Raw genomic sequence first — 25,747 nt, 5'->3', positions numbered from 1 at the left:
ACGCGTGTCGCGGCAGCAAGCCTGTCTATTCGCGCTCGTCCGCGAAAGCGAGTAAGAAGCGCCCTGCGAATCGGGAGAGGTGCCATGACAAAAACAACCATGGTGAAGACCCACACCGGCGACATTCCCAGACAGAATCCCTGTGCCCAGTGCGGCGCGCCGATCGCGCAGCCCGACTGGATCGAGCCGGGCGAGGGGCGGGTCTCCTATCTCTGGAATTGCCAGGCCTGCGGCTATCGCTTCGAGGCGATCGCGATCTTCGACGAGTCTGCCGTGGATTATCCGCCGCTCGCAGCTTAAGCAGCGACCTGCGCCGCCAGCGGCGGCTGCTGCCACACCGGCAACTGCATCCGCACGATCAGCCCGTGCGGCTGGCGGTCGTGCAGCGACAGCTCGCCGCCATGGGCGAGCGCGATCGCGCGCGCGATCGACAGGCCGAGGCCGAAGCCGGTGGAATCGTCCATGGTGCGCGCGTCGTCGCCGCGCACGAACGGCTCGAGCATCTCCTGCTTGCGCGCGTCCGAAATGCCGGGGCCGTCGTCCTCGACGTCGATGACGAGTCTTGTGCCGTCGACATCGAGGCGGATCGTCACCTCGGCGCCGAAGCGCACCGCGTTCTCGACGAGGTTGGTGACGCCGCGATGCAGATCGTCGGGGCGCGCCGCCGCTGTCGCCGACGACGGGCCGTCATAGTGCACGACATGGCCCATGTCGCCGAACTGATCGGCGATCAGCTGCAGCGTGCTCGCGATATCGACCAGCGTGATCGCCTCGATCTTGCGGTCGTTGCGCAGGAGCGACAGCACGCTTTCCAGCATCGAGCGCATCTGGTCGAGGTCGATCAGCATGCGCTTGCGGTTGCCCTCGTCCTCGATGAACTCGGCGCGCAGGCGCAGCCGCGTGATCGGCGTGCGCAGATCGTGGCTGATCGCAGCCAGCATGCGGGTGCGGTCCGACATCAGCCGCGCGATCCGCTCATGCATGCGGTTGAGCGCGCGGGCAACCGAGCGGATCTCCTCCGGGCCGCGCTCGGGCAGGGGCTCTGCGCCGCCGTCCAGGCTGAAATTCTCGGCCGCCTTGGCAAAGGACGAGAGCGGCGTCGCCAGCGCGCGCGCTGCCCACAGGCCGAGCACGCTGATGCAGATGAAGGCGGTCATCAGCGTCACCAGCCATGGCGCGCCCCAGAACCACGGACGCGGACCGTTCTCGACATGGCCCGCGATCATGGTGCCGTCAGGCAATTGCACGCCGATGCGGTGGGCGCCGCCCTCGGGCGCAAGCTGCACCACCTTGTAGCCGCGGCCGAGATGGCGACGGAGCCCGTGCAGGTGCTGGCTTTCGCTGTCCTCGACCACAATCGCCGTGCCCGGCGCCGATATCTCGATGTTGAGCTTCGGGAAGGCGCGCGCGATATCTGCGGCGAGACGCGGCCGGTCGTCCGGCTTGGCCGAGCCGAGCAGCAGCGCGGCATCCATCAATTGCGGCGCACCGTCCGGCGGCTGGTCCGGGCGGTCGGGCCGGCTGATCAGGAAGGCGGTGGTGACGACGAGATGCAGCGCGACGGTCGAGGCCAGCACCAGCGCGGCGATCTGCCCGCCGATGCCCTTGAGGTGGAAGAACCCGAACGGCCTCATCGTCTTAACGCCCCGTCAGTTGCTCAGGGGCGTCGTAACCGCTTCCGTTCTGGGCGTAAACAGGTAACCGCCGGAACGCACCGTCTTGATGATGGTGGGATCGGCCGGATTGGGTTCGATCTTGCGGCGGATGCGGCTGACCAGCACGTCGATCGAGCGCTCGAACGAGCCGGTGTTGCGGCCCTGCGTGAGGTCGAGCAGGCTGTCGCGCGAGAGCACGCGGCCGGGACGCTCGCAGAACGTCCGCAGCAGGTCGAACTCGGCGCTGGTCACCGCGACGCGCGCGCCTTCGGGATTGCGCAGCTCGCGCAGCCGCAGGTCGATGCGCCAGCCCTCGAAGGCGAGGGTGGAGGCGCCCTCGATCGAGCTCGCGGCCTGTGCGGAAGCCTGCCGCCGCAGCACCGCGTTGATGCGGGCGAGCAGCTCGCGCGGGTTGAACGGCTTCGGCAGATAATCGTCCGCACCCATCTCGAGGCCGACGATGCGGTCGACGTCCTCGCCGCGCGCGGTCAGCATGATGATCGGCGTCTGGGCCTCGGAGCGCACCTTGCGGCACAGGCTGAGGCCGTCCTCGCCCGGCAGCATGACGTCAAGGATGATGAGATCAACGCGGTGGTCGGCCATGGCACGCGACATCTCGCGGCCGTCGCTCACAGCGGTAACGTTGCAGGAGTTGTTGCGGAGATATTTCGCAATCAACGTCCGGGTTTCGCGATCGTCTTCGACGATCAGGATGTTGGGAGAAGGAATGGCCATGAGCTTTGTTTGTCCAAGATTCGGGCCAAAAGGCGAAGATTTTTGTTTCCGTTTGTTTCCGAATGTATTTCCGCAACACCCCGCAACGACTGGGTAGTCATACGGCAAGGTCTCGTTAAGCCCGTTAACCATACCGTGGCGCCGGAATGTACGAAACCCCGCAAAAACCACGGTGCACTCATGACGTCGATTTCGGCGACCTCGGCCAGTAATCACCAGTCGCCGCTGCAGCGGCTGCAGCAGGAATTGCAATCGGAAGTGTCGGACGGCACGATCTCGTCGTCGGACCAGTCCGCCCTCACGACCGCCCTGCAAGACATCGACACCGCGCTTCAGCAGAGCAGGTCCAGCGATCAGTCCAGCGGCACCAAGCCGTCCAAGGACGGCCTGAAGTCGAAGATCGACGATCTCATCGCAGGCGAGGTCTCGAACGGGACGTTGACGTCGGACCAGGCCGACGAGCTGAAGGGCGTCTTCCAGTCCGCCTTCGGCAAAGGGCCCGGTGGTCCGGGCGGTGCGGGCGGCCCGCCTCCCGGTCCGCCGCCGTCGGATGGCGGTTCTTCGGACGCCTCGTCGTCGACGGATTCGACGAGCAGCAGCTCGACCGAGTCCAGCACGGCGAAAATCCTCGAGCAGTTCCTCCAGGCGCTGCAGCAGTCGCAGTCTTCGTCGAACTCGTCCTACAACGCGAACGGCACGACGAGCTCCGCGAGCAGCACGGACATCTCCGCGCTTCTGATCGACTACCAGAGCTGACCCGCGCGACGCAGGTCGGCGCGTTCCTCGCCGCGATCGTGCTACATCCCAGGGCGCAAGATCGTCGGCGAGGAACTGTGCGTTTCGCACGTTCCTCGACAGGAACCTTCCTCGCAGCGCAGCGCCGCAATGAGGCAACGAAATTGCCGCAGCACAGGAACTGCGGATGATGGTGGCTGTTTTCTCCGCATGCGTTTTCTGCTGAAGGAGAGGACAACAATGTTGATGAAATCGATCGCCGCCGGCCTTGCCGGCACCGCTCTGCTTGCGACCGTTGCGTTCGCGCAGAACCCGACCGCCACAACCGACAAGTCGCCGACCGCGGCCACCACCGCGACGACCACCACCACGACCGCTTCGGGCGAGTGGCGCGCGTCGAAAATGGTCGGCTTGAAGATCTACAATGACGCCAACGAGAGCGTCGGCTCGATCAACGACCTGCTGATGGACAAGAGCGGCGCCGTGAAGATCGCTGTGATCGGCGTCGGCGGCTTCCTCGGCATGGGCGAGCATCTCGTGGCCGTGCCCTATGAGAAGCTGAAATTCGTCAACGAGGCGGTGGCCTATACCGGCACCGGCGCGAACCCGAGTGCCAAGCCCGCTGCGACCACCACAACGGGCGCTGCGACCGGCACCGAGAAGACCACGACCACAGCGTCGTCCTCGTCGAAATGGTATCCGGACCACGCCGTCTTCAACGCCACCAAGGACGAGCTGAAGAACATGCCCGAGTTCAAGTACTCGGAGTAATGCAGATCGCGTGATGGCCTAAACGCAGCGCGCCCGGTTTTCACCGGGCGCGCTGTCGTGTCTTCTTACCTCGCCCCGCTTGCGGGGAGAGGTCGATCGCGAAGCGATCGGGTGAGGGGGAGTCTCCGCGAGTCCAATTGTCACCGTCCTCGCGGAGAGTCCCCCTCACCCCAACCCTCTCCCCGCAGGCGGGGAGAGGGAGAAAAGATTCAGTTCCCCTTCACCAGCGGGCAGCCACCCTTGTCGAGCGGCCGGAAGGCTTCGTCGCCAGGAACGGTGGCGAGCAGCTTGTAGAGATCCCACTCGCCCTTGGACTCTTCCGGCTTCTTCACCTCGAACAGATACATGTCGTGGACCATGCGGCCGTCGATGCGGATCTTGCCGTTCTTGGCGAAGAAATCGTTCACCGGCGTATTGCGCATCTGCTCCATCACCTTCGGAGCTTCATCGGTCTTGATGGCTTCGATCGCCTTCAGATAGTGCATAGTCGCCGAGTAAAGACCGGCCTGGATCATAGTCGGCATGTGGCCGACCTTGTCGTTGAAGCGCTTGGAGAAGGCGCGGGTCTCGTCGTTCATGTCCCAGTAGAACGCGTCGGTGACGATCAGGCCCTGCGTGGCCTTGATGCCGAGCGAATGCGTGTCGGTGATCTCCTGCAGCAGCGCGATCATTTTCTGGCCGCCTTGCGTGATGCCGAACTCGGCCGCCTGCTTCAGCGCGTTGGTGGTGTCGCCGCCGGCGTTCGCCAGCGCGACCACCTTGGCCTTGGAGGCCTGGGCCTGCAGCAGGAAGGAGGAGAAGTCGGATGAGTTGAGCGGATGGCGGACCTCGCCGAGCACCTTGCCCCCGCTCTCCTTGACGACGTTGGCAGCGTCGCGCTGCAGCGCCATGCCGAACGCGTAGTCCGCGGTGACGAAGAACCAGGTGTCCTCGCCGCGCTTCACCATCGCCTTACCGGCGACGTTCGACAGCGCATAGGTGTCGTAGGTCCAGTGCACCGTGTTGGGCGAGCAGGCGGTGCCGGTGATGTCGGAGGAGCCGCCGCCGGAATTGATGTTGATCCTGTTCTTCTCGCGCGTCAGCGCCGAGATCGGCAGCGCGACCGAGGAGGTCGGCACGTCCATCACCGCGTCCACCTTCTCGTTGTCGTACCAGTTGCGGGCGATATTGACGCCGACGTCGGGCTTGTTCTGGTGGTCGGCGGACACGATCTGGATCGGAACGCCTGCGACCTTGCCGCCGTAATCGGCGACCGCCATCTCGACAGCGGCGAGCGAACCCTTGCCGGTCGCGTCGGCATAAAGGCTCGACATGTCCGTGAGCACGCCGAGCTTGACGACGTTGTCGGAAATCTGCGCCTGCGCCGCGCCGGACGTGGCGGCGAGCGCAAGGCCGGCCGCAACTGCGGCGATCAGTTTTTGCATGTGTTTCTCCCTCAGCGTTGTTGTTTGGGCTTTGTTTGCGCCGACTGTTCTAGCGACAAACCGTCGCGGGGGCAAAGCCAGGGAGGCATGCGGCGGGCTGAGAAATAAGTAGGGGGGAGAGATGGGCTCGCGTTACGTGCGTGATATTGACGATAAAGGCACAAATTGCGAAATTTCTGACAAAGAGTGGTTGAATAGCGTGCTGGCTATTTTGTGCCCGCGGAGAGAGATGACCCGCTAATTTTGAAACGGGGGCACAGGCTGTTTGCTGGAGAGGCGGTTGGCCAGATCCACCAGCAGTCAGTGCAGCAATTGCGAGTGATGCGATATGGATATGCTGAATTGCAGGATGAATTGGGCAAGAGCTGGTCTGACAGTCCGCGTCTTTGTTCTTTGCGCTCTATTCTGGACAGGAGCCGCTAGAGCAGGCGATCGGGTCGCGCTGGTGATCGGCAATGGTGCATATCAGCGGGTCCCGGCACTTTCGAATCCCCCACAGGACGCGAATGATCTCGCCAGCGCCCTGCAGCGGCTTGATTTCAAAGTGACACGGCTGATCAATGGCACGGGTGCCGATATGAGAAGGGCGTTCGTAGAATTTGGCCATGCCGCCGAGGGTGCGTCTGTTGCGGTCGTCTTCTACGCAGGTCATGGAATGGAGGTCGGGGGCGAGAACTGGCTGATTCCAACGGATGCCGAGCTGCGAAGCGACGCTGATGTCGAGAGCGAGGCGATCAGCCTGCGGTCAGTCAATCTCCAGGTCAGCAAGGCGCACCAGCTCGGTCTCATCATTCTGGATGCATGCCGAAACGACCCGTTCGCTGCGAAGATGAAACGTTCGCTCGCCACGCGGGCGGTTACCCGAGGACTTGCGCCAACCGAGCCAACCGACAATGTCCTCGTTGCGTATGCAGCTCGCGATGGTACGACGGCGAGCGACGGCGACGGTCGAAATAGTCCGTTCACGACAGCTCTGCTGAAGCACATCGAAACTCCGGGGCTCGAAATCTCGTTTCTGTTTCGCCGGGTCCGAGATGACGTCATGACGGCGACCAAGCGCGAGCAGCAACCATTTGTGTATGGTTCGTTGTCCAAAGAGGAAATCTACCTGAAGGCGTTGTCCGCGCCCGCTGCAGCGTCAACGCAGGGCGCTCCGTCCGCGCAGACAACCGCCGAAGACGATCAATTCTGGCACTCCATTCAGACCTCAACTGTTCCGGGCCTGTACGAAGAATTTCTGTCGCGATACCCAGGAAGCAACCATGTTTGGGAGGCGCGCCAACGGCTCGTGGATCTCCGTGCGAGCCAGCTGGCTGCGACCTCACCATCCACCTCGCCTCCATCTGGAGCCGACCCGAGCCTCAAGCAGGGACCGGGAGGTTCGAGCCCCGCGTCAGTTCGTCCCTTTACAAATGAAGACAACCAGCGCGTCCAAGCGATCGCTGCACAACAGAAACTCACGCTGCCCCAGTTTACGATCTCAGTCGACGAGGTCGATCGCTCAAGTCCCAATTCGCAGTTTGTCGGGGTGTGGTCGAACAAGCTCGGATGGGAAAACGGCGAGGGGCGCTACACCATGCTGGTGGTGACCAAAGTCTCCGCCACCGGCCTCGCGAGCGGATATTATCTTTGGGGGCCGCCAACGAAACGATCGTGGCAACAGACGCCAGCCGGCTATACACGGTTTGCAGAGTACATTTCCAAGAATACGTTCACACTGCAAGTGGGTGATACAATTGCGGTCAAGTTAGATCGGAATACTCTGACGATGACCTCCGCCCGCCAGGGCAAGTCTTCCGATAGGGCCTCCATAGAGCTTCATCCGGTCTGGCAGCTCGTCGAGCCTGTGAGAGAGGACAAGAAGAGTTCAGCTCGTTCCGGTTCGGGAAAGAGAACATCGACGACCTTGATTGCTGACGAACGCCGAGGCCGTGAGATGCAGCTCACACAGCAGCCGAAGCCGGAGGGGGAAGATCTTGTCGCAAGATGCCGCCAACAGGCACACCGGCAGCTAATTAATGATTCCTCGCGGATTGCTGCCTGCGCTCAAAATGGAGGCAAGATCTAGGAGCGCTCGCCCTTCTCCCGAAAGCTCTGTCGGTCAAGGCTGCTGGTATTGGCCGTCGCTCAGCCGCTACCACCCTTGAGCCGTTCGTTGCGCCGGCGCAGGCCTTCGAGCGTCGCGAGCAGGATGACCGAGACCGTGGTCAGGATCACCGCGGCGGCGGTGATGGTCGGGCTGATGTTCTCGCGGATGCCGCTGAACATTTCGCGCGGCAGTGTGCGTTGTTCTGGCCCTGCCATGAACAGCACGATCACCACCTCGTCAAAGCTGGTCGCGAAGGCGAACAGCGCGCCCGACGCCAGTCCCGGCAGGATCAGCGGCAGGATCACGCGGCGGAACGCTTCGAGCGGTGAGGCGCCGAGCGAGGCGGCGGCGCGTGCGAGGTTGGTGTCGAAGCTCTGCAATGTCGCGCCGACCGTGATCACCACGAAGGGCGTCGCGAGCGCCGTGTGAGCCAGGATCAGTCCGAGATAGCTGCCGGTCAGTCCGATCGGCGCGAAGAAGAAATAGAGGCCGACCGCCGTGATCACACCGGGCACGACGACCGGCGACAGCACGAAAGCCAGCACCAGCGGCTTGAACCGGCTCTTCCATTGCGCGAGGCCGAGAGCTGCCAGCGTGCCGAGCACCATCGACAGCAGCGTCGAGGCGACGCCGATGATCATGCTGTTCTTCAGCGAATTCATCCAGCGCGGCGAATTGATGAAATCGTCGTACCAGCGCAAGGAGAGGCCCGGCAGCGGATAGGTCAGGTACGAGCCCGAGCTGAAGGACAGCGGCATGATCGCAAGGATGGGGGCGATCAGGAAGATGAACACCAGCGTCGAGATGACGATGGTCGAGGTCCATGCGATACGCTGGCTGGGCGTGCGGAGGGAAGGACTGTCGCTCAATTCTTCATCCCTCCCGTGACCTGCTGGCCCTGCACCAGCTTGCCGTAGACGAGAGCGAGCAGAATGGTCGCCAGCAGCAGCACGGCACCGAGCGCCGAAGCGAGGCCCCAATTGGCGGTCTCGGTCGTGTAGAGCGCGATGAAGTAGCTGATCATCTGGTCGGCGGCGCCGCCGACCAGGGCAGGCGTGATGTAGTAGCCGAGCGCGAGGATGAAGACGAGCAGGCTTCCCGCGCCGATGCCGGGCAGGGTTTGCGGCAGGTAGATGCGCAGGAAGGCGGTGAGGGGTGGTGCACCGAGCGAGGCGGCGGCCCGCATGTAAGCCGGCGAGATCGCCTTCATGCTGCTGTACAGCGGCAGGATCATGAACGGCAGCAGCACGTGGGTCATCGCCACGCAGACACCGAAGCGGTTGTAGATCAGGCGCAGCGGCGCGTCGATGATGCCGAGCCAGTGCAGGCTGTCGTTGACGACGCCGTTGCTCTGCAGCAGCACGATCCAGGCGCAGGTGCGCACCAGCAGCGATGTCCAGAACGGCAGCAGCACGAAGATCATCAGCAGGTTCGATCGGCCCGGCGGCAGCGTCGCCAGCAGGTAAGCGACCGGGAAGCCGAGGATCAGGCAGAGCGCGGTGACACCGAGGCTGATCAGGAAGGTGCGGGCGAAGACATCGCGGTAGATCGCCTGATCCGGCGCGGCCGCGACGATCGCGCCGTCCACGTTCCGTGTCAGGTCGAGCGCCGCCAGAAGGTAGAAGCCGGTGACTGGGCCACCCGCATCCTTGATCGTCGTCCAGGTGGTGCGCTCGCGCCAGGCCGGATTGATCTTGCCGAGCGTCTCCTTCGCGGTGCCGGGCTCCGGCACAGTCTTCAGATTGCGTGCCGTGCTGGTCAGGATCGTGCGAAAGCCGTTCAGGGCGTAATTGAGTCGTTTGGCCGCGATGGCGATGGTGCCGGCGGCGCGTGCCGCCACGATGTCGCTCGCCAGCGCCGCGTAGGCTTTCTCGTCAGGCAGGTCCTTGCCGTCCCAGCTAGCGAGAGCCGCGACGGTTTGCGGCAAGGCCTGGCGGACCTCCCGGTCATCGATCGCGCGCCACAGCATGCCGGCGATCGGGCCCGCAAAGGTGAAGAGCAGAAAGACGAGAAGCGGCAGCACCAGCGCCAATGCCTTGACCTGGCGTGTCCGCTCCGCGCGCCTCAATCGGCGCTTGAGCGGCACGTTGGTCGACGCATTGGCGCCGGTCAGAAGCGCATCCGTCATGAATCGGGCCTTGCAGGCCGCGCTACTTCGCGGCCCATTTGTTGAAGCGCTCGGTCAGCTTGTCGATGTTCTCGAGCCAGAAGGCCACGTTGATCTCGACCGCGTTCTTGATGTTGTCAGGCGCTGTCGGCAGGTCCTTCAGGACGGCCGGCTGGATCAGACCGGCGGCGTCCTTGTTCGAGGTGCCGTAGGCAATGTTCTCCGACAGCTTCGACTGGTTCTCCGCCTTGCCGGCGAAGTCCAGGAATTTGTAGGCCGCGTCCTTGTTCGGGCTGCCCTTCAGGATGACCCAGCTGTCGAGGGTGAAGAGCGCGCCGTCCCACACCATGCCAAAGTTCTTCTTCTCGTTCTTGTTCGCGGTGTCGATGCGGCCATTGTAGACCGATGTCATCGCCACTTCGCCGGAGGCGAGCAATTGCGGCGGCTGGGCGCCGGCCTTCCACCAGACGAGGTCGCCCTTGATGGTGTCGAGTTTCTTGAATGCGCGATCCACGCCCTCGTCGGTCGCCAGCACCTTGTAGACGTCCTTCGGCGGGACGCCGTCGGCCATCAGCGCGATCTCGAGCGTGGTCTTCGGACCCTGACGCAGGGCGCGCTTGCCCGGGATCTTCTTGGTGTCGAAGAAGTCAGCCCAGCCCTTGGGGGCGTCCTTCAGCTTGTCCTTGTCGTAGCCGAGCACGAAATCATAGAGAATGGCCCCGACGCCGCAGGGATTGACCGACGGCTGGATATAAGCGGCCTCGCCGCCAATCTTGGAATAGTCGAGCTTCTCGAACAGGCCTTCCTCGCAGCCGACCGCGAGCTCGTCGCTCTCGACCTGGACGAGGTCCCAGGTGGCGGCGCCACCCTGGACCTTGGCGCGCAACACGCCGACGCCGCCGTCCCAGGACTCGTCGTTCATGGCAACGCCGGCTGTCTTCTTGAATGGCTCGAAATAGACCTTCTTCTGGGCGTCCTGATAGGCGCCGCCCCACGACACGACGGTGAGGTCGCGCGCCTGCGCGAACGTGGCCAGCGCGGCGCTGGCGCTGAACGCCGCGGCGAAACCCAGAGCAATCTTGCCAATCTTGCGCTTCAGCATGGTCCTTGTTCCTTCTTCATCTGCGTTTGCATTGAGTCGATCGATTGCAGTGCGTTGGTCGGATCAGACGGGATCGAGGGCGAGGCAGTCCTCGGGGCGGAAGGTGACGAAGACATTCTCGCCAGGCCTCAGGCTATCATGCGCCCCCGGTTGAAGCTTGACCATGAATTCGGCGTTGCCGGCGACATCGAGCACAGCCAGCGCGTGATCGCCGAGATAGATTGTGTTCTGCACCTTGGCCGGCAGCCGGTTCGGTCCGTCGCCGGAGGCGCCATCAGGGATAATGGCGATCCGCTCCGGCCGGACCGACAGGGAGGTCGATGCGCCTGCGCCCGACACGTTGACCGCACGCGCCATGACGGCGCCGCCGGCCGCCAGCGCGACACGGCAATAGTCCTGCTCGATCGTCTCCACGGTGCCGGCCAGCACATTGTTCTCGCCGACGAAGTTGGCGACGAAGCTGTTGACAGGGTGCTCATACAGCGCATCGGGACGGTCGATCTGCTGCACGATGCCGTCGTTGAACACGGCGATGCGGTCCGACATGGTGAGCGCTTCGCTCTGGTCGTGGGTGACATAGACGACGGTGATGCCCATCGTCTCGTGCAGCTGCTTGATCTCCAGCTGCATCTGCTCGCGCAGTCGCTTGTCCAGCGCGCCCAGCGGCTCGTCCATCAGCACGAGCTGCGGGTTGAAGACCAGCGCGCGGGCCAGCGCCACGCGCTGCTGCTGGCCGCCGGACAGTTGCCCGGGCCGCCGCTGCGCCATGGTTTCCATCTTGATCATGCGCAGCGCCGCCTTGACGCGCGCCTGCGTGTCCGCCTTGCCGACCTTGCGGACGGACAGCGGAAAGGCGACGTTCTCCTCGATCGTCAGGTGCGGAAACAGGGCATAGTTCTGGAACACCATGCCGATGTCGCGCTTGTGCGGCGGCATGTTCTTGATCGGCCGTTCCGCGAGGTAGATCTCGCCGTGGGTCGGAACCTCGAAGCCCGCCAGCATCATCAGCGTGGTCGTCTTGCCCGAGCCCGACGGGCCGAGCAGGGTGATGAACTCGCCCTTCTTGATGTCGAGATCGAGGTTCTTCACCACGAGATGCTCGCCATCATAGGTTTTCTGAATGCCGGAAAACCGCACCAGTGCGGGCGTGACCATGCCGGCTTCCATATCGTCTTCGCGCCCCACTCAACTGCCGCTGTCAGCACCTCATCCGAGGTTGCGACGGGCAGCTTAGCACCCTCCGACGAGAATGCCAGCGGCGGAAGCGATCAGGACAGCGCGGATTCCGTGCAGGAACGCGCGCTACATCCCCGACAGCTTCGTCACGTACACGTTGAGTGTGCCGCCGGCTTCCGCGACCACGCGCAGCGTCTTGGAATCGAAGGCGATGTCGGCCAGCGTCAGGCTGCTGATATTGGCCTCGACCTTGACGCCGTCCTCGCTCTTCTGGAAGTCGGCGATGACGCCTGCGATCTTCTCGCGCGCGTTGGCGGCGATCGGCTTCAGGTCGAGCGTCGCCTTCTGCACCAGCGCCTGCTGCATCTGCGGCACCACCGCGCGGGCGGCTGCACCAAGCAGCCCGAAGGCCGCTTCGGACTCTACCGCGAGCTGGATGTCGGCGAGCCGCAGCGTCTGCTGGGCCTGGTCGAGCATCGGCCGGCCCCAGATGTGCACGGTCGCCTCGGCGCCGAGCCCGAGCCAGCTCTTCTTCTCCTTGGCGCGCACCAAGAGCGAGATCAGCAGCCGCTCGCCGGAGGGCACGACGTTGACGCTCTTCACCGTGACCTCGACCGGACCGGAGCCATCCTCGGGATAGGTGTGGCCGACCATCTGTGCCGCGATCAGCTTGTTGATCTCGGTGAAGGGCACGTCGATGGGAACGCCGATGTTCACGCCGGTGCCGGTCGGCGGCACGATCGAGATCTTGTCGGGGAACGGGCAGTCCGGCTTGGTCTGTGACGACGTCACGCGCGTCTCGGCCTCGAGGCCGAGCAGCAGCGTCACGTTCTGCGCGTCGACGCGCGGCTGCGCCGCGATGGCGCGGGTCGGCTTCATCTCGAGCCAGAGCGGCGGCAGCGCCGCCGAGGAGCCGCCGCCTTGCAGCGGGATCGAGCGGCAGGCCTTGGCCCATTGCACCTTCGCGTTCTCGCGCAGGCTGGGGTCGTTGCGGATGCGCTCCGAGACGACGTTGAGCTGATCGCCGACGGTCTTGTCGATCAGCGGCTTCACCTGCGCCGGCACGTTGACCTTGGCGCCGGCGACGTTGAGGTTGGTATCGCCGAGATTGACCTGTGCGCCCAAATTCGGCTCGAGATGCCAGGCGGCCGCGAGCTTCGGGCGCGAGGTGACGACCACGTTGCCCTTGATCTCGGCACTGGCGTTCAAATTCTTGATGTTGACGGCGCCGATCCGTTTCGCCGCGTCCCCGCCGAGCACGCTGCCCAGCGCATCGCCGAGCGCGCCGGTGGCTTTCGCCGAGAGCGATCCCGTCACGTTCAGCTTGCCGGTGATCGGCGTCGACAGCGTCAGCACGTCCTTGTCGCCGACAGCCGACATCGGTCCGCGGGCGGCGGTCCAGCCGATATCGGCGTCCTGCAGAATCTGCGAGATCGGGTTCTCGGCCTTGCCGGCAAAATTGCGCGGCGAGGCCTTCTCGGCCTGCTCCCGGATCGCCGACAGCGCGATCGCCACCGGCGCCACCACGATCGAGCTTTTCGAGACCGGCGGCAGCGGCGGCAGTTGCGCGACCGGCGGCGCGGAATTGGTCGCGCGCGGCGACAGCCAATCCATTGCCTTCAGGCTGATGAAAAATGACGCCGCGAGCACCGCAACGGCGATCAGGACAGTCTTCAAGTTCAACGTCAGACGCATCAATCCCCCAAGCCGCCCCGACGGGGATTTTACAGGGCGGGCGAGGAGGGCGCTAGAGCGCACCGGTGGGGTGGAATTGCGGCAAATCGGTTAACGGCTGCGGCTGTGCGGTGTCCCTCTGTTCGGGCGGCCAGCCCGCAGCTAGCCCCGCCTGGGACGGCGGACCGCGCGCACCTTGCCGCTGTCGCCGCCGCCGCAGAAAAGGCGGTCGCCGCCGTCGGATTCCAGCCCCGAAACCATCGTCCCGGCCGGCAGGTCGAGCTGCTCGAGCACCTTGCCCGTATCAGGATCGATCCGCCTGATATCGCTGTCCTCGCCCTCCCAGGTGCCATGCCAGAGCTCGCCGTCGACCCAGGTCACCCCGGTGACGAAGCGCTTGCTCTCGATGGTGCGGAGAATCTTGCCGCTGTCGGGATCGATCTGATGGATCTTGCGCTCGCGATACTGACCGACCCAGAGCGAGCCTTCGGCCCAGGCCAATCCGGAATCGCCGCCGCCACCGGGCGCGGGGATCGTGGCGAGCACCTTGCCTGTCGCGGCGTCGATCTTCTGGATGCGATCCTCCGCGATCTGGAACAAATGGCGGCCATCGAACGCCGTGCCCGCATGTGCGGCGACATCGAGCGAGCGCGCGATTTTGCCGTTGGCCGGATCGAGGCCATTCAATTTGTCGCCCGATGCGAACCAGACATGGGTGCCGTCATAGGTGACGCCATGCACGGCCTCGACGCCTTCGAAAGGCCCGTACTCCGTGACGATCTCTGCGGCGGAACGCTTCATCTGCTCGATCCCTGTGATGTGACCAATCTACGCCTTCAGGAGCGGTCCGGGGAGTAACAAGCCTGTCGGGAATCCGGGGACCGGCGGGGTCATCCAGCGGCGCGCCCGTCCGTGGCCGAACGACTGCACCTTGTTTGCGCGCGCCAGCTCTTCGAGCGCCCGCTGCACCGTGCGTGCACTCATGCCAAGCGCGAGCGCGAGCGCCGAGCTCGACCACGGCTCGCCGTCGGCGAGAATGGCGAGCACGGCGGCGTGCTTCTCCTCGACGGGCCGCGCCAGCACGATGACGTCGCGCGTTTTCCGCGGCGCCAGCTCAAAGCCATTCTTGGTGGCGCTGATCTCGGCCAGCGGCTTGAGCTGGGTGCGGAGCCGACCGATCTCGACGCGCAAGCGCGCGCGGTGGGACTCATCGACGTGCCTGGCCCCAAACGCGCCCGATATCAGCGCCTCGCGCGAGACATCGGCGGGCCATGCCTGCGCCAGCAGGCGGGCGAGCGCGAACAGCACGGGGCGCGTTCCGAGCGACACGGCCGTGCCTTGCCTGCGCACGACGTGATGGAAGGTGTCGACGACGAGCGCCGTCGAGGTCGCCAGTCTCTCGACCTCGCCGAGCAGCAGCGGGTGCTCGCCGCCGCGCGCGATCAGGCGCGCAGCAGGCGTGTTCAGGACGAGGCTGGCGCTGTCGACCTCGGCTGCGAGCGCCGGGATTCTTGCTTGCAGCGCTGCCTTGCCGGCGCGGTCGAGCGCGGCGCGCGCATCTCTGGTTTTCAGCCGCCTGATGGCGATGCCGGCGACCACCAGCTCGCGCACCACAAGGGATGCAGGCGGCAGCGGGGAGGCGCCGATCTCGGCCAGCGTGCGCTCGGCCTCGTCGATCCGTCCGAGCAGGAGCAGCCGACGGGCCTCGATATGGCCGGCATGGGCGGCATTGGCGAGATCACCATGGCTTGCGAGCGTCGCACGTGCGGCTGCGAGCGTCTTGGCTGGCCAGCTCAGGTCGCGCGAGACCAGTGCGATCTCGGCCTCGGCCACCACGCATCTGGCGCGCGCGACCGCCTCTCTCGGCCCGAACGCGCGGGCGGCGCTGCGCAGCAGTGTCTTCGCCTTCGCGAGATCGCCGAGCTGCGCCATCGCGATGCCGCGTAGCGCCAGCGACGGCGCATCGTTGCGCAGCGCGACGCGGTTCAGGGCGCCGAGGGGATCGCCGGCCTCCAACGCGCGCGCGGCGGCCGTGATCAGCGACTCCATGAAAATCCCGCCACACTTGTTACTCCCACCGGGGCCTCGTCCGGTGCGAGAACTCGCTCACGGCCGACGATGTGCGGTGAGCAAGAGGTTTGGAGAGACATGATGACATCAGTTGAAAAAGCAGGAACTAACGCCGCCATGCAAACACCGCCGGTGGTGTCGCCGCAGGACTGGGAGGCAGCCCGTCAGCAACTGCTCGTGAAGGAAAAGGCGCATACCCGCGCCCGCGACGCACTCGCCGCAGAACGCCGGCGCATGCCGTGGATGGAAGTCGACAAAACCTACGCATTCGAGGCGCCCTCGGGCAAGGCCAGTCTGCTCGATCTGTTCCAGGGCCGAAAGCAGCTCATCCTCTACCGGGCCTTCTTCGAGCCGGGGGTGTTCGGCTGGCCTGACCACGCCTGCCGCGGTTGCTCCATGGTGGCCGACCAGGTCGCCCATGTCTCCCATCTGAACGCCCGCGACACCACGCTGGTGTTTGCCTCGCGCGCGCCGCAAGCCGACATCGTGCGGCTGAAGGCGCGGATGGGCTGGAACATTCCGTGGGTCACCATCACCGACAGTTTCGATGCCGATTTCGGCGTCGGCGAGTGGCACGGCACCAACGTGTTCTACCGCGACGGCACGCGCATCTTCCGCACCTATCTGATCAAGAGCCGCGGCGACGAACAGATGGGCGGCACCTGGAACTATCTCGACATCACCCCGCTCGGCCGCCAGGAGCCCTGGGAGGATTCGCCGGCCGGTTATCCGAAGTCGCCGACCTACAAATGGTGGAACTGGAACGACAGCTACGAGGCGGGTGCTGCGCCGGACAAGAAATGGGTCGAGGTCTCGGACGCCGGCGAGATCGCGCTCCGCACGCCGGGCGCGCAGTGAGCGAGGTCCATCCCGCCGGCACCAGCCGTGACGGCACGGAGGCCGCGTCCCGCCTCGCCCGATGGCTGGGTCTTGCGGCCACGCCCACCTTCGCGATCATGGCCGTGCTGACGGCCGTGCTCGGGGGCGGCCCGGCGGACGTGCTCTGCTCCGCCGGACACGGCTTGTCGCTCGGCGGGATGGTGCCGATGTATCTGCTGATGAGTGCGTTTCACTCAGCGGCGTGGTTGCGCCTGATCTCGGGGTCGAAGAACAAAGCCATCAGCGTCTCATCGTAATATCGGCCATTGTGCTTCAGCGCCTTCACGCCGCGACCGTATTCGACAAACCCTGCAGCCGCGTAGAGACGCAACGCAGGTAGGTTCTCGCTGACGACGGCGAGATGAAGCTGCTCGACGCGCTGTGCCGCATGAGCCGCGACCGCATCGACGAGCAGCCTGGCCGTGCCGGATTTGCGCGCGCCGGGCCGCACATACATGCCCCACAGCACCGCCTTGTGCGCAATCTTCGCGCCGTCCTCGCGGCGGAAGCCGGCGGTCCCCACCAGCTCGTCCGCGATGAACGTGCCGAACACGTCCGATGTCGTGAGGCGCTCTTCGAACCATGCGAGCGGCTTCTCCTGCTCGCGTTCGAACGTGCTGGTGAAGGCTTCGGGATGCGCCGCGAGCGCTTCGAGCCGGATTGCGCGGTAGAGGGGCGCGTCGGCGGGGGTGAGCAATCTGATCATGGCGATGCGAGATGTGCCAGAGGCAACGGTGCGCCGGCTTTCAGCGTTTGGATTGCAATGCTGCTGCGCACTTCCTTCACAATTGGCAGGTTGAGCAGCTTGTCGACGAGGAAGCGCTGATAGTCCTCGAGCTCGGGTACGACGATCTCGAGGAGGTAGTCGGCCTCTCCGGACACGAGGTGACAGGCAACGACCTCAGGCATGGCGACGACCGTTCTCTCGAAGCCCAGCGCCTGGTTGTTGGCATGGCCGTTGATCTTGACGCCGAGGAAGGCCGAGAAGCCGAGGCCGAGACGGCCGCGTCGCAACGACGCGCGGTAGCCGTCGATATAGCCGTCTTGCTCCAGCCGCCGCACCCGCCGCAAGCAGGGCGACGGTGACAATCCGACCCTTTCGGCCAATTCGATATTGCTCAGTCGTGCATTCCTCTGGAGTTCGGTGACGATGCGCCGGTCGATCGCATCCAGCTCGCATTTTGGCATGAACCGCATCCTGTTGGATCGAGAAGGGCACAATGTTGCGCCCGCGTCGCCAAGACTAGCCCAGTTCGCAAGGACATGCCTCGGCTTTCCGTGGGATGGATTGCTCCGATCTTGCCGCTGATGGAGTGAACCATGACCGAAAGCCCGGATGTCGCGCCTCTGCTGGAGGCTGTCGAGCGCTACTTCAAACTGATGTACGATAATGACGTCTCGCAGTTCGATCGCGTCTTCGCGCTGACGGCGCAACTGCACGGATTTCGCGATGCCGAATTGCGGATACTGCCAGCCGCCGACTACAGGAGGATGCTCGCATCGACGCCGTCCCCCCAATCAAGGAATGCCCAGCGTCTTCAGGAGATACTGCTGCTTGACTTGGCGTCACCGGCGCAGGCTCTGGTGAAGGTTCGCGTTCGGATCGATGTGCTCCAATACATCGACTATCTCGCGTTTCACCGTATCAGCGGCATCTGGCTGATCACCGCAAAATCGTTTTATATCGAGCGACGATATGAGCCGACCACCACCTAGCCCCCGTGATTCTATTGGCTGGCTGCCGCCTGTAGATATGCAACCACCTTGGCGGCGTCGTCGGCCGAGATGCCGCCATAGGGCTGCATCTTGTTGCCCGAGACGATTTCGTCGGGCTTGACCATGAAGCGGGTGAGCTTGTCCCGGTCCCAGACGAAGCCGGCATCCTTCATCGACGGCGAGTAGTTGTAGTTCGGCAGCGCGCCTGCCTTGCGTCCGACGATCTTGTTGAGGTTGGGACCGAGGCGATTGTCGCCTTCCTTCACCGAATGGCAGGTGCGGCAGGAATTGTTGAAGGTCTGCTGGGCAGCATCCTCGCTCGCCGGCTGCTGCGCGAGCGCGGAGGGCACGGCGAGGAGCAGCGTCAATGCTCCGACGGCCGCGATCGGACGCAGCCATGTGTCCGGCGACGTCTGCGGGCGTGGTTGCATCTGCGCCTCCACGTGAGATGACAAGGTCTGCCCGTTGCCAACGAAAACGGCCCCGGTCGGTTCCGGGGCCGTTTGCGTCACGATGTCCTGTCGCTTGCGACCGGCGCTACCGAAGCTCAGCGCGCCGCTCGGTCATCGGCAGCACGATCACCTTGGTGCCGACGTTGACGCGGGAGTAGAGGTCGGAGACGTCGTCGTTGGTCAGGCGGATGCAGCCCGAGGAGACGTGCTTGCCGATGGTATCGGGGGCGTTGGTGCCGTGGATGCGATAGACGGTGCCGCCGAGATACATGGCGCGGGCGCCGAGCGGATTGCCGGGGCCGCCGGCCATGTGGCGCGGCAGGTAAGGCTGGCGCTGGATCATTTCCGGCGGCGGGGTCCAATCCGGCCATTCGGCCTTCTTGGTCACCGACTGCGTGCCGGACCAGGTGAAACCATCGCGGCCGACGCCGATGCCGTAGCGGATCGCCTGGCCGTTACCGAGCACGTAGTAGAGATACGTGTTGGGCGTATCGATGATGATGGTGCCCGGCGCTTCACGCGTCGCATAGCTGACGGTCTGGCGGCGGAAGCGGGCCGGCGTCTCGACGGCGTCCTGATCCTCGGACGGCGCAGTCTGATAGGTCGGCGCCTGATAGGGCTGGTACGGTTGAAGCGGCTGCGGCGCGGTCATCGTCGGCAGCGGCTGGAAGAACGGGAAGAGCTGCACGGGCGCAGCCTTGGCCGGGCCGGCAAATGCGATTGCGGTCACGGCCACTGCACTCATGGCAACGGCGCGCGAAAACGTCTTGAACGTGTCCAGATTGAACATTGGTCGCCCCTGTTTGCGTGGTGTTTCTTGGTCACCCCGGCACCGTTTCGGTGCTCCGTTGCCCAATTCACTAACGACAATAAGTTTCGGGACGTTTGCTCGGAAAACCGAAAACGGTTTCGTCGTGGCAAGGATTGTTTCATGACAGTTTCGTGGCCGGGCGCGCCCGTTAACGAACAAAACAGCGCGCCGACACTTATGTGACGTCACACGCCTGAAATATCCGTGGTTGATGGTCCTAAGCCGAGAATCATCAAACTCTCGGGATTTCCCCATGCGGGTATTAATCGCGACTGACGCCTGGCATCCGCAGGTCAACGGTGTGGTCCGGACGCTGACCTCGCTGGCGGCTGCCGCCAAGGCCCTCGATGTCGAGATCGACTTCCTGACGCCTGATGGCTTCAGGTCCTGGCCGCTGCCGACCTATCCGGGCCTGCGCATCGCGCTGCCGAGCGGAAAGGAGATCGCGCGGCGGATCGAGAAGGCCGCGCCCGAAGCGCTGCATATCGCCACCGAAGGCCCGATCGGCTGGGCTGCGCGCGCCTATTGCCGCCGCAACGGTCTCGCCTTCACCACCTCCTACACGACGCGCTTTCCGGAATACGTCTCGGTGCGGACCGGCATTCCCGATGCCGTCGGCTATGCCGTGCTGCGCCACTTCCACGATGCCGCCGCCATGACCATGGTGGCGACGCCGTCGCTGCGGCAGGAGCTTTCCGGGCGCGGCTTCAAGCGGCTCGGCTTCTGGGGCCGCGGCGTCAACACCGAGCTGTTCCATCCGGACGCTCCGGCCAAGCTCGATCTGCCGGGCCCGATCTTCATGACCATGGGCCGCGTCGCGGTCGAGAAGAACCTCGAGGCGTTCCTGTCGCTCGATCTGCCCGGCACCAAGGTCGTCGTCGGCGACGGCCCGCAGAAGGCCGCGCTCGAGAAGAAATATCCGGACGCGGTTTTCCTCGGCGAGAAGAAGGGCGCGGATCTGACCGCGCATCTCGCTGCCGCCGACGTCTTCGTGTTTCCGAGCCTCACCGACACGTTCGGCGTGGTGCAGCTCGAAGCGCTCGCCTGCGGCACGCCGGTTGCGGCGTTTCCGGTGACGGGTCCCAAGGATGTCATCGCCGATCATCCGATTGGCGCGATCGACAACGATCTGCGTGCCGCTTGTCTGCGCGCACTCACCATGTCGCGCGAGACCTGCCGCAACTTCGCGCTGGAGCGCTCCTGGGAGAACAGCGCGCGCCAGTTCGTCGGCAATCTCACCTCACTCCAGCCCAGCCGTGCCTTGCGCGCCTCGCCCGTGATGGCGCGGCGGCCGGTGCGCGGCTGATCCAACCTTTGACCCACAGCGAGAACCTCATCGATGGCTAAGATCATGAACCTTGACGGCACCCAGCAGCTCGACCTCACCCGCGGTACGGTCGAGCAGGCCTATGATCGCTGGGCGCCCGTTTACGATCTCGTGTTCGGCGGCGTGTTCGCAAAAGGACGTCAGGCGGCGATTTCGGCCACCAACAAGATCGGCGGGCGCGTGCTCGAGGTTGGCGTCGGTACCGGCATCTCGCTGCCGCTCTATGCTCCGAACCTCCGTATCTTCGGCACCGATATTTCGGAAGCGATGCTCGACAAGGCGCGCCGCCGCGTCACCGAGGGCAACCTCAAGAACGTCGAAGGCCTCGCGGTGATGGATGCCGAGAAGCTCGAATTCCCCGACAATTCGTTCGACGTCGTGATGGCGCAATACGTTGTCACCGCGGTGCCGAATCCGGAGAAGGCGCTCGACGAATTCGCCCGCGTGCTGCGTCCGGGCGGCGAGCTGATCATCCTCACCCGCGTCAGCGCCGACACCGGCATGCGCCGCTTCATCGAGCAGAAGCTCCAGCCGGTGGTGCGTCCGCTCGGCTTCCGTACCGCCGAGTTCGCCTGGTCGCGCTATGCCAAATGGCTGTCCGGCGCCAAGGGAATCGAGCTCGCCGAGCGCCGTTTGATTCCGCCGCTCGGTCATTTCTCGCTGGTGCGCTTCCGCAAGGTCGACGTCGCCAAGGCAGCCTGAGCAGGGCTGCGAGAGAGCGGCGGTGCGATCCGCCGCTCACGCGTTCGCGTGCGTCATCGCGTCGCTGCACATCGTCACATGACAAAATGATGATGTCACACGGCGTACATCGAATCCCTGTAAATCCCTTACCCGAAAGCATTTTGGGGAATAGCATGATCAAGAATTATCTCGAGCAGCTGCGGATCCAGCGCTGGGACGACCATCGCTACTATCACCACAGCCGCATCAATCAGAGCCTGCACTTCGTCAGCGCGCTGAGCTTTCTCTTTGCCTATGTCTGGCTGTTCGTCGATCCCATGATCTCGGCGCTGGTCGGCTGGCTGGTCTCGATGACCTCGCGCCAGGCCGGTCACTTCTTCTTCGAGCCGCATGATTACGACCACATCAACCAGGCGACGCACGAGTACAAGGAAGACATCAAGGTCGGCTACAACCTTCAGCGCAAGGTGGTGCTGATGGCGATCTGGGCGCTGTCGCCGCTGGTGCTGGTGGTCGATCCGACGCTGTTCGGCCTGTTCACGCCCTGGGCTTCCGCGACCGATTTCATGCGGCAGGTGGCCAAGATCTGGCTCGTGATCGGCGGCGGCGGTCTCCTGTTCCGCACCGTGCATCTGTTCTTCATCCGCGACGTCGAGACCGGCCTGGTCTGGATGACCAAGATCCTGACCGACCCCTTCCACGATCTGATGCTCTATCGCAGCGCTCCGCTCGCCTTGATGCGCGGCGAACTGATGGATCCCGGCCTGCACCTCAACCCCGAGCACACGCTGGGACTCATCTCCGAGCCGACGCTCGAAGAGCAGCACGCCTGAGCGCGCTTCGATCCAACACTCCGATGTCTGATGGTTACGTCATGCCCGGCCTCGTGCCGGGCATCCACGTGTTAGGGATGGCCGCTGCGGCTTCTTCGCCTCGCCCCGCTTGCGGGGAGAGGCCGGCGCGCGCAGCGCGACGGGTGAGGGGGAGTCTCCGCGGGGGTGTTGCTGGTGGGTTTTTCACCAACTCTCACCAGACGCGCGGAGACTCCCCCTCACCCCAACCCTCTCCCCGCAGGCGGGGAGAGGGGGAGGAGAGACCGCGCCCCGGAATGACGGTGAATGTGGTTGGAGTAGTGGCCTCAGCGTCCAAAACGCTTGGCCAGCATCTCTTTCAGAATCTGCCGCTTGATGTTCTTGTTGGTGAGCGCGCCATCGTGCCACCAGAAGCCATCGGCCTTCATCTTCTCGGCCGCGCGGACGAAGCGGTCGGCGACTTCGCTGAAGTCGGCGTCGGTGTAGTTGAGGCTGAAGATCAGCCGCCCGGTGCCGACCCAGCTCAGCGACAGGCCCTCGGCACGCAGGTAATATTGCAGCATCCAGTTGTAGCGGGACGGAGTGGTGTATTTCACCGTCCAGATCGACGAGAAGTTGGCGAACTGCACGGGCAGCTTCGCGTCGGTCATCATCTGGTTGAGCTTTTGCGCGCGGCCGTTCCAGGTCGCGTCCAGCCCGTCATAGATGGCCCGGAAATTCGGGCTGGCGAGCCGGCTCAGGAACTCGTCCATCGCCGTCATGACGTAGGGGTGCGAGTTGAAGGTGCCGCGGGCGAAGCAGATGTCGGCGGGACGATCGTCGCGGAAGCGGCGCATCAGGTCTTTCTTGCCGCAGACGACGCCGACCGGCAGGCCGCCGGCGAGGCTCTTGCCGTAGGTCACCATGTCGGCCTTGACGCCGAAATATTCCTGGGCGCCGCCGGCAGCGAGACGGAAGCCGACGAAGACCTCGTCGAAAATCAAGACGATGCCGCGCTCGGTGCAGACGTGGCGCAGCTTCTTCAGCCATTCCGTGTAGGCGGCGCGATCGAAATTGCCGCCGCGCGACGAGTCGACCAGCGAGGAATCGCCGGGCGCGTTGCCGTTCGGATGCAGGCCCTGCAGCGGATTGACCAGCACGCAGGCGATGTCCTTGCGCGTGCGCAGCACGTGGAGCGTCTTCTCCGACATCTCGGAAAGGGTATAGGTCTCGTGCGCGGCGATCGGATTGCCGACGCCCGGTTGCACATCGCCCCACCAGCCGTGATAGGCGCCGGCGAAACGGACCAGATGCGTGCGCTTGGTGTGGTAGCGCGCGAGCCGCACGGCCTGCATCACGGCTTCGGTGCCGGACATGTGGAACGAGACCTCGTCGAGGCCCGAGATCTGGCAGAGCCGCTGCACGTTCTCGAGGATGACGGGATGGTAGGGACCGAGTACCGGACCGAGCGCATGCGCGCGCTTCTCGGAGCCTTCGATGCACTCCTTGTAGAAGTCGTTGCCGAAGATGTTGACGCCGTAGGAGCCCGTGAGGTCGTAGGAGGTATTGCCGTCGACATCCGTGACGGTGACGCCGCTCGAGGATTCCATGAAGGTCGAGGTGCCCAGATGCTCGCGGACGAGACGCGCGAACTGGAACGGCACGCGGTAGCTTTCGGTGAAGTTGAGGTCGGAGATCGTCTCCGCCGCCTCCTTCGTCATCGCGCGGCCCTTCGGGTAGCGGTCAGCGTAGAGAGCTGCGAGCCGGAAGAAGGCGTCCTTGCGCTGCTTCACCACGTTCGCGGGCGCGCCGTCGCAGCCGAAATATTTGTCACCCTCGAATTCGTAGAACGGCAGCAGCTTTGCCACCCGGCGCGACATCTTGGAGTGCCCGGCGAGCGAGCGGTGCTTGGCGCGGGACAGTTCGACCCGCGCCTTGATCTTCGGGAGGACGGCGGCAGCGGACGCTGCGGCGGCCACGGAAAATGAGAGAATCGGGAGTGTCGTTTCCATGACAACAAGCGCTAATACTGCGAGCTGACAGATTCATGACAGTCAAAGCCCTCATCGCCTCTTTCACCCAGCAGGAAGACCTCAACTTCCTGTTGACCAACCGCATCCCCCGCGCGGCGCTGACCCGCTTCATGGGCTGGTTCTCCAAGATCGAGAACCCGCTGGTGCGGGACGGCTCCATCGCGCTGTGGAAGCTGTTCTCCGACCTCGATCTGTCGGAGGCGAAGAAAGACCATTTCAGGAGCCTGCACGATTGCTTCACCCGGGAGCTCAAGCCGGGCCTGCGGCCGTTTGATCCGGACCCGTCGGTGGTCGCCAGCCCCTCGGACGGCATCGTCGGCGCCCATGGCCGGATTGCCGACACCGAGCTGTTCCAGGTCAAGGGCGCGCCCTATTCGCTGCTCGACCTGCTTGGCGACCCCGCGCTGGTCGAGCAGCACCGCAACGGAAGTTTTGTGACGCTGCGGCTGACCTCGAGCATGTATCATCGCTTCCATGCACCGTTCGATGCACATATCGAGCGCGTCACGCTGATCCATGGCGATGTCTGGAACGTCAACCCGATCGCGCTGAAGCGGGTCGAGCGTCTCTTCTGCAAGAACGAGCGCGCGGTGATCCGCACGCATCTCGCAACCGGCGAGGCGGTGACGCTGGTGCCGGTCGCAGCGATCCTGGTCGCCAGCATCCGTCTGCATTTCCTCGACATGGTGCTGAACGCGCAGACCAGGGGGCCGGTCAATTTTCCCTGCGATGTCAACGTCACCAAGGGCGAGGAGCTCGGCTGGTTCGAGCACGGCTCGACCATCATCATCCTGGCACCGGGTGATTTTTCGTTCTGCGACGGTATCGGAGAAGGAGCGCGCATCCGCGCAGGCCAGGCGCTGCTGCGAAGAAAATAGCCTTCAAACCGCCGTCCCCGCCGCCTATACCGTCGGCGGGGGCGATTGGACGATACGGGTTTTGTGATGGCGCGGGCGCCGGTGATGGCGGCGGGTGGTATTGTGCTGCGGCGTGGCGACACGCCGCTGATTGCCATCGTGCGTCAGCGCAAGCGCAATGAATGGGTCTTGCCCAAGGGCAAGCTCGACGACGGCGAGACGCCGAAGGAGGCCGCGCACCGCGAGGTGCTGGAGGAGACCGGCCACGACGTGCTCGTGCACGAGTTTCTCGGCACCATCGCCTACCAGTCCGGCGGCCCCATCAAGATCGTGCATTTCTGGCGCATGGAGGCCGAGGGCGGTCCCGTCCGCAAGCTGATGAACGACATCAAGGCCGTCGACTGGGTGACGCTGGACGACGCGCTGGCGCGCCTGTCGCGCGAATATGAGCGCGCCTTCCTCACCCAGGTCGGCCCGATCGCGATCGCCGCGGCCGGGCTTGCACCTCTACCCGCACTGGAGCCGACGCCAACGCTGGCGGCCGACGACATCGATGCCGCCTTGCAGACGCTGACGCCGGTTGAAGTCGCTTCTGTCGACGAACTGCGGCATGGCCTGTTGCAGAAAGTGAAGGCCTGGCTGCGCGGCGAGGCGTAGGC

Annotated in this window: 27 protein-coding genes; 12 read left to right on the top strand and 15 right to left on the bottom strand. The window is 64.5% G+C overall.

Annotated elements, in window-relative coordinates:
- The first annotated feature begins 84 nt into the window (after window positions 1-84).
- Complete coding sequence (locus NLM32_RS36005) at window positions 85-300, top strand: hypothetical protein (protein WP_254133442.1); 216 nt, start codon at window positions 85-87, stop codon at window positions 298-300.
- Here NLM32_RS36005 and NLM32_RS36000 read toward each other — a convergent pair.
- Window positions 297-1,634, bottom strand: a complete 1,338-nt coding sequence (locus tag NLM32_RS36000) for an ATP-binding protein (RefSeq protein WP_254133441.1) — start codon at window positions 1,632-1,634, stop codon at window positions 297-299. The two genes, NLM32_RS36005 and NLM32_RS36000, sit on opposite strands and share 4 nt — an antisense overlap.
- Before the next feature lie 15 nt (window positions 1,635-1,649).
- Entirely contained in the window at window positions 1,650-2,390 is a 741-nt protein-coding gene (locus tag NLM32_RS35995; protein ID WP_254133440.1) for a response regulator, read from the bottom strand.
- Window positions 2,391-2,570: 180 nt separating this feature from the next.
- On the opposite strand from NLM32_RS35995, the gene NLM32_RS35990 reads away from it, so the two are divergent.
- Together NLM32_RS35990 and NLM32_RS35985 are read left to right on the top strand one after the other, a co-directional pair.
- Window positions 2,571-3,146 carry a hypothetical protein gene (locus tag NLM32_RS35990; protein WP_254133439.1) on the top strand — a complete coding sequence of 192 codons (576 nt, stop codon included), beginning with the start codon at window positions 2,571-2,573 and terminating at the stop codon, window positions 3,144-3,146.
- Window positions 3,147-3,365: 219 nt separating this feature from the next.
- A complete protein-coding gene (locus tag NLM32_RS35985; RefSeq protein WP_254133438.1) occupies window positions 3,366-3,896 on the top strand; it encodes a PRC-barrel domain-containing protein in 531 nt (176 codons plus the stop codon).
- A gap of 209 nt (window positions 3,897-4,105) precedes the next feature.
- On the opposite strand, the gene NLM32_RS35980 is transcribed toward NLM32_RS35985, so the two are convergent.
- Complete coding sequence (locus NLM32_RS35980; RefSeq protein WP_254133437.1) at window positions 4,106-5,320, bottom strand: ABC transporter substrate-binding protein; 1,215 nt, start codon at window positions 5,318-5,320, stop codon at window positions 4,106-4,108.
- Window positions 5,321-5,648: 328 nt separating this feature from the next.
- Here NLM32_RS35980 and NLM32_RS35975 point away from each other — a divergent pair, with 328 nt between their 5' ends.
- Window positions 5,649-7,388: a caspase family protein gene (locus NLM32_RS35975; protein WP_254133436.1), complete on the top strand. Its 1,740-nt coding sequence runs from the start codon at window positions 5,649-5,651 to the stop codon at window positions 7,386-7,388.
- Window positions 7,389-7,447: 59 nt separating this feature from the next.
- Here the strand turns inward: NLM32_RS35975 and NLM32_RS35970 are convergent, their stop codons facing one another.
- The 7 genes from NLM32_RS35970 to NLM32_RS35940 form a co-directional block, all read right to left on the bottom strand.
- Window positions 7,448-8,278: an ABC transporter permease gene (locus NLM32_RS35970; protein ID WP_254133435.1), complete on the bottom strand. Its 831-nt coding sequence runs from the start codon at window positions 8,276-8,278 to the stop codon at window positions 7,448-7,450.
- Window positions 8,275-9,537: an ABC transporter permease gene (locus tag NLM32_RS35965; protein ID WP_254133434.1), complete on the bottom strand. Its 1,263-nt coding sequence runs from the start codon at window positions 9,535-9,537 to the stop codon at window positions 8,275-8,277. Before NLM32_RS35965 ends, NLM32_RS35970 begins: the two co-directional genes overlap by 4 nt.
- A gap of 22 nt (window positions 9,538-9,559) precedes the next feature.
- On the bottom strand, window positions 9,560-10,618 hold the full coding sequence (locus tag NLM32_RS35960) for an ABC transporter substrate-binding protein (RefSeq protein ID WP_254133433.1): 1,059 nt from the start codon (window positions 10,616-10,618) through the stop codon (window positions 9,560-9,562).
- A gap of 63 nt (window positions 10,619-10,681) precedes the next feature.
- The gene (locus tag NLM32_RS35955) at window positions 10,682-11,785 is read right to left on the bottom strand and encodes an ABC transporter ATP-binding protein (protein ID WP_254133432.1); all 1,104 of its coding nucleotides are present in this window, start codon (window positions 11,783-11,785) and stop codon (window positions 10,682-10,684) included.
- Window positions 11,786-11,920: 135 nt separating this feature from the next.
- On the bottom strand, window positions 11,921-13,489 hold the full coding sequence (locus NLM32_RS35950; RefSeq protein ID WP_254133431.1) for a DUF4403 family protein: 1,569 nt from the start codon (window positions 13,487-13,489) through the stop codon (window positions 11,921-11,923).
- Window positions 13,490-13,630: 141 nt separating this feature from the next.
- Window positions 13,631-14,269 (bottom strand): PQQ-binding-like beta-propeller repeat protein, encoded by a 639-nt coding sequence (locus NLM32_RS35945; RefSeq protein WP_254133430.1) that lies wholly within the window; start codon window positions 14,267-14,269, stop codon window positions 13,631-13,633.
- A 27-nt stretch (window positions 14,270-14,296) separates the two neighbouring features.
- On the bottom strand, window positions 14,297-15,517 hold the full coding sequence (locus NLM32_RS35940) for a helix-turn-helix domain-containing protein (RefSeq protein WP_254133429.1): 1,221 nt from the start codon (window positions 15,515-15,517) through the stop codon (window positions 14,297-14,299).
- Window positions 15,518-15,616: 99 nt separating this feature from the next.
- On the opposite strand from NLM32_RS35940, the gene NLM32_RS35935 reads away from it, so the two are divergent.
- Window positions 15,617-16,396 (top strand): thioredoxin family protein, encoded by a 780-nt coding sequence (locus tag NLM32_RS35935; protein WP_254133428.1) that lies wholly within the window; start codon window positions 15,617-15,619, stop codon window positions 16,394-16,396.
- Complete coding sequence (locus NLM32_RS35930) at window positions 16,393-16,674, top strand: hypothetical protein (RefSeq protein ID WP_254133427.1); 282 nt, start codon at window positions 16,393-16,395, stop codon at window positions 16,672-16,674. The genes NLM32_RS35935 and NLM32_RS35930 overlap by 4 nt, the downstream gene beginning before the upstream one ends.
- On the opposite strand, the gene NLM32_RS35925 is transcribed toward NLM32_RS35930, so the two are convergent.
- Together NLM32_RS35925 and NLM32_RS35920 are read right to left on the bottom strand one after the other, a co-directional pair.
- The gene (locus NLM32_RS35925; protein ID WP_254133426.1) at window positions 16,608-17,123 is read right to left on the bottom strand and encodes a GNAT family N-acetyltransferase; all 516 of its coding nucleotides are present in this window, start codon (window positions 17,121-17,123) and stop codon (window positions 16,608-16,610) included. The genes NLM32_RS35930 and NLM32_RS35925 overlap by 67 nt on opposite strands.
- On the bottom strand, window positions 17,120-17,605 hold the full coding sequence (locus tag NLM32_RS35920; protein WP_254133425.1) for an Lrp/AsnC family transcriptional regulator: 486 nt from the start codon (window positions 17,603-17,605) through the stop codon (window positions 17,120-17,122). Before NLM32_RS35920 ends, NLM32_RS35925 begins: the two co-directional genes overlap by 4 nt.
- 132 nt (window positions 17,606-17,737) lie before the next feature.
- Between NLM32_RS35920 and NLM32_RS35915 the strand changes: the two genes are divergently transcribed.
- The gene (locus tag NLM32_RS35915) at window positions 17,738-18,133 is read left to right on the top strand and encodes a nuclear transport factor 2 family protein (protein WP_254133424.1); all 396 of its coding nucleotides are present in this window, start codon (window positions 17,738-17,740) and stop codon (window positions 18,131-18,133) included.
- An 11-nt stretch (window positions 18,134-18,144) separates the two neighbouring features.
- On the opposite strand, the gene NLM32_RS35910 is transcribed toward NLM32_RS35915, so the two are convergent.
- Window positions 18,145-18,564: a cytochrome c family protein gene (locus NLM32_RS35910; protein WP_254133423.1), complete on the bottom strand. Its 420-nt coding sequence runs from the start codon at window positions 18,562-18,564 to the stop codon at window positions 18,145-18,147.
- Between the two features lie 106 nt (window positions 18,565-18,670).
- A complete protein-coding gene (locus NLM32_RS35905; protein ID WP_254133422.1) occupies window positions 18,671-19,375 on the bottom strand; it encodes a L,D-transpeptidase in 705 nt (234 codons plus the stop codon).
- A gap of 274 nt (window positions 19,376-19,649) precedes the next feature.
- On the opposite strand from NLM32_RS35905, the gene NLM32_RS35900 reads away from it, so the two are divergent.
- The 3 genes from NLM32_RS35900 (at window position 19,650) to NLM32_RS35890 (ending at window position 22,240) form a co-directional block, all read left to right on the top strand.
- Window positions 19,650-20,702 carry a glycosyltransferase family 1 protein gene (locus NLM32_RS35900; protein ID WP_254133421.1) on the top strand — a complete coding sequence of 351 codons (1,053 nt, stop codon included), beginning with the start codon at window positions 19,650-19,652 and terminating at the stop codon, window positions 20,700-20,702.
- Window positions 20,703-20,735: 33 nt separating this feature from the next.
- The gene (locus tag NLM32_RS35895) at window positions 20,736-21,425 is read left to right on the top strand and encodes a methyltransferase domain-containing protein (RefSeq protein WP_254133420.1); all 690 of its coding nucleotides are present in this window, start codon (window positions 20,736-20,738) and stop codon (window positions 21,423-21,425) included.
- Between the two features lie 155 nt (window positions 21,426-21,580).
- Window positions 21,581-22,240, top strand: a complete 660-nt coding sequence (locus NLM32_RS35890) for a hypothetical protein (protein ID WP_014492925.1) — start codon at window positions 21,581-21,583, stop codon at window positions 22,238-22,240.
- A 305-nt stretch (window positions 22,241-22,545) separates the two neighbouring features.
- Here the strand turns inward: NLM32_RS35890 and NLM32_RS35885 are convergent, their stop codons facing one another.
- Window positions 22,546-24,210 (bottom strand): aminotransferase class III-fold pyridoxal phosphate-dependent enzyme, encoded by a 1,665-nt coding sequence (locus tag NLM32_RS35885; RefSeq protein ID WP_254133419.1) that lies wholly within the window; start codon window positions 24,208-24,210, stop codon window positions 22,546-22,548.
- 35 nt (window positions 24,211-24,245) lie between these two features.
- Here NLM32_RS35885 and asd point away from each other — a divergent pair, with 35 nt between their 5' ends.
- Window positions 24,246-25,109 carry an archaetidylserine decarboxylase gene (gene asd / locus NLM32_RS35880; protein WP_254133418.1) on the top strand — a complete coding sequence of 288 codons (864 nt, stop codon included), beginning with the start codon at window positions 24,246-24,248 and terminating at the stop codon, window positions 25,107-25,109.
- A gap of 66 nt (window positions 25,110-25,175) precedes the next feature.
- Window positions 25,176-25,745, top strand: coding sequence for an NUDIX hydrolase (locus NLM32_RS35875; RefSeq protein WP_254135504.1), 570 nt, complete (start codon window positions 25,176-25,178; stop codon window positions 25,743-25,745).
- Window positions 25,746-25,747 lie beyond the last annotated feature (2 nt).

It is taken from the genome of Bradyrhizobium sp. CCGUVB14 (assembly GCF_024199935.1).
Lineage (GTDB): Bacteria > Pseudomonadota > Alphaproteobacteria > Rhizobiales > Xanthobacteraceae > Bradyrhizobium.
The sequence above is the reverse complement of the archived record's forward strand: the minus strand, read 5'-3'. Positions and strand labels throughout refer to the sequence as shown.

Excerpts from the sequence above, each read along its gene's own strand:
- NLM32_RS36005 (WP_254133442.1), top strand. The coding sequence starts at position 85 with ATGACAAAAACAACCATGGTGAAGACCCACACCGGCGACATTCCCAGA.
- NLM32_RS36000 (WP_254133441.1), bottom strand. The coding sequence starts at position 1,634 with ATGAGGCCGTTCGGGTTCTTCCACCTCAAGGGCATCGGCGGGCAGATC.
- NLM32_RS35995 (WP_254133440.1), bottom strand. The coding sequence starts at position 2,390 with ATGGCCATTCCTTCTCCCAACATCCTGATCGTCGAAGACGATCGCGAA.
- NLM32_RS35990 (WP_254133439.1), top strand. The coding sequence starts at position 2,571 with ATGACGTCGATTTCGGCGACCTCGGCCAGTAATCACCAGTCGCCGCTG.
- NLM32_RS35985 (WP_254133438.1), top strand. The coding sequence starts at position 3,366 with ATGTTGATGAAATCGATCGCCGCCGGCCTTGCCGGCACCGCTCTGCTT.
- NLM32_RS35980 (WP_254133437.1), bottom strand. The coding sequence starts at position 5,320 with ATGCAAAAACTGATCGCCGCAGTTGCGGCCGGCCTTGCGCTCGCCGCC.
- NLM32_RS35975 (WP_254133436.1), top strand. The coding sequence starts at position 5,649 with ATGGATATGCTGAATTGCAGGATGAATTGGGCAAGAGCTGGTCTGACA.
- NLM32_RS35965 (WP_254133434.1), bottom strand. The coding sequence starts at position 9,537 with ATGACGGATGCGCTTCTGACCGGCGCCAATGCGTCGACCAACGTGCCG.
- NLM32_RS35960 (WP_254133433.1), bottom strand. The coding sequence starts at position 10,618 with ATGCTGAAGCGCAAGATTGGCAAGATTGCTCTGGGTTTCGCCGCGGCG.
- NLM32_RS35955 (WP_254133432.1), bottom strand. The coding sequence starts at position 11,785 with ATGGAAGCCGGCATGGTCACGCCCGCACTGGTGCGGTTTTCCGGCATT.
- NLM32_RS35950 (WP_254133431.1), bottom strand. The coding sequence starts at position 13,489 with ATGCGTCTGACGTTGAACTTGAAGACTGTCCTGATCGCCGTTGCGGTG.
- NLM32_RS35945 (WP_254133430.1), bottom strand. The coding sequence starts at position 14,269 with ATGAAGCGTTCCGCCGCAGAGATCGTCACGGAGTACGGGCCTTTCGAA.
- NLM32_RS35940 (WP_254133429.1), bottom strand. The coding sequence starts at position 15,517 with ATGGAGTCGCTGATCACGGCCGCCGCGCGCGCGTTGGAGGCCGGCGAT.
- NLM32_RS35935 (WP_254133428.1), top strand. The coding sequence starts at position 15,617 with ATGATGACATCAGTTGAAAAAGCAGGAACTAACGCCGCCATGCAAACA.
- NLM32_RS35925 (WP_254133426.1), bottom strand. The coding sequence starts at position 17,123 with ATGATCAGATTGCTCACCCCCGCCGACGCGCCCCTCTACCGCGCAATC.
- NLM32_RS35920 (WP_254133425.1), bottom strand. The coding sequence starts at position 17,605 with ATGCCAAAATGCGAGCTGGATGCGATCGACCGGCGCATCGTCACCGAA.
- NLM32_RS35915 (WP_254133424.1), top strand. The coding sequence starts at position 17,738 with ATGACCGAAAGCCCGGATGTCGCGCCTCTGCTGGAGGCTGTCGAGCGC.
- NLM32_RS35910 (WP_254133423.1), bottom strand. The coding sequence starts at position 18,564 with ATGCAACCACGCCCGCAGACGTCGCCGGACACATGGCTGCGTCCGATC.
- NLM32_RS35905 (WP_254133422.1), bottom strand. The coding sequence starts at position 19,375 with ATGTTCAATCTGGACACGTTCAAGACGTTTTCGCGCGCCGTTGCCATG.
- NLM32_RS35900 (WP_254133421.1), top strand. The coding sequence starts at position 19,650 with ATGCGGGTATTAATCGCGACTGACGCCTGGCATCCGCAGGTCAACGGT.
- NLM32_RS35895 (WP_254133420.1), top strand. The coding sequence starts at position 20,736 with ATGGCTAAGATCATGAACCTTGACGGCACCCAGCAGCTCGACCTCACC.
- NLM32_RS35890 (WP_014492925.1), top strand. The coding sequence starts at position 21,581 with ATGATCAAGAATTATCTCGAGCAGCTGCGGATCCAGCGCTGGGACGAC.
- NLM32_RS35885 (WP_254133419.1), bottom strand. The coding sequence starts at position 24,210 with ATGGAAACGACACTCCCGATTCTCTCATTTTCCGTGGCCGCCGCAGCG.
- asd (WP_254133418.1), top strand. The coding sequence starts at position 24,246 with ATGACAGTCAAAGCCCTCATCGCCTCTTTCACCCAGCAGGAAGACCTC.
- NLM32_RS35875 (WP_254135504.1), top strand. The coding sequence starts at position 25,176 with ATGGCGCGGGCGCCGGTGATGGCGGCGGGTGGTATTGTGCTGCGGCGT.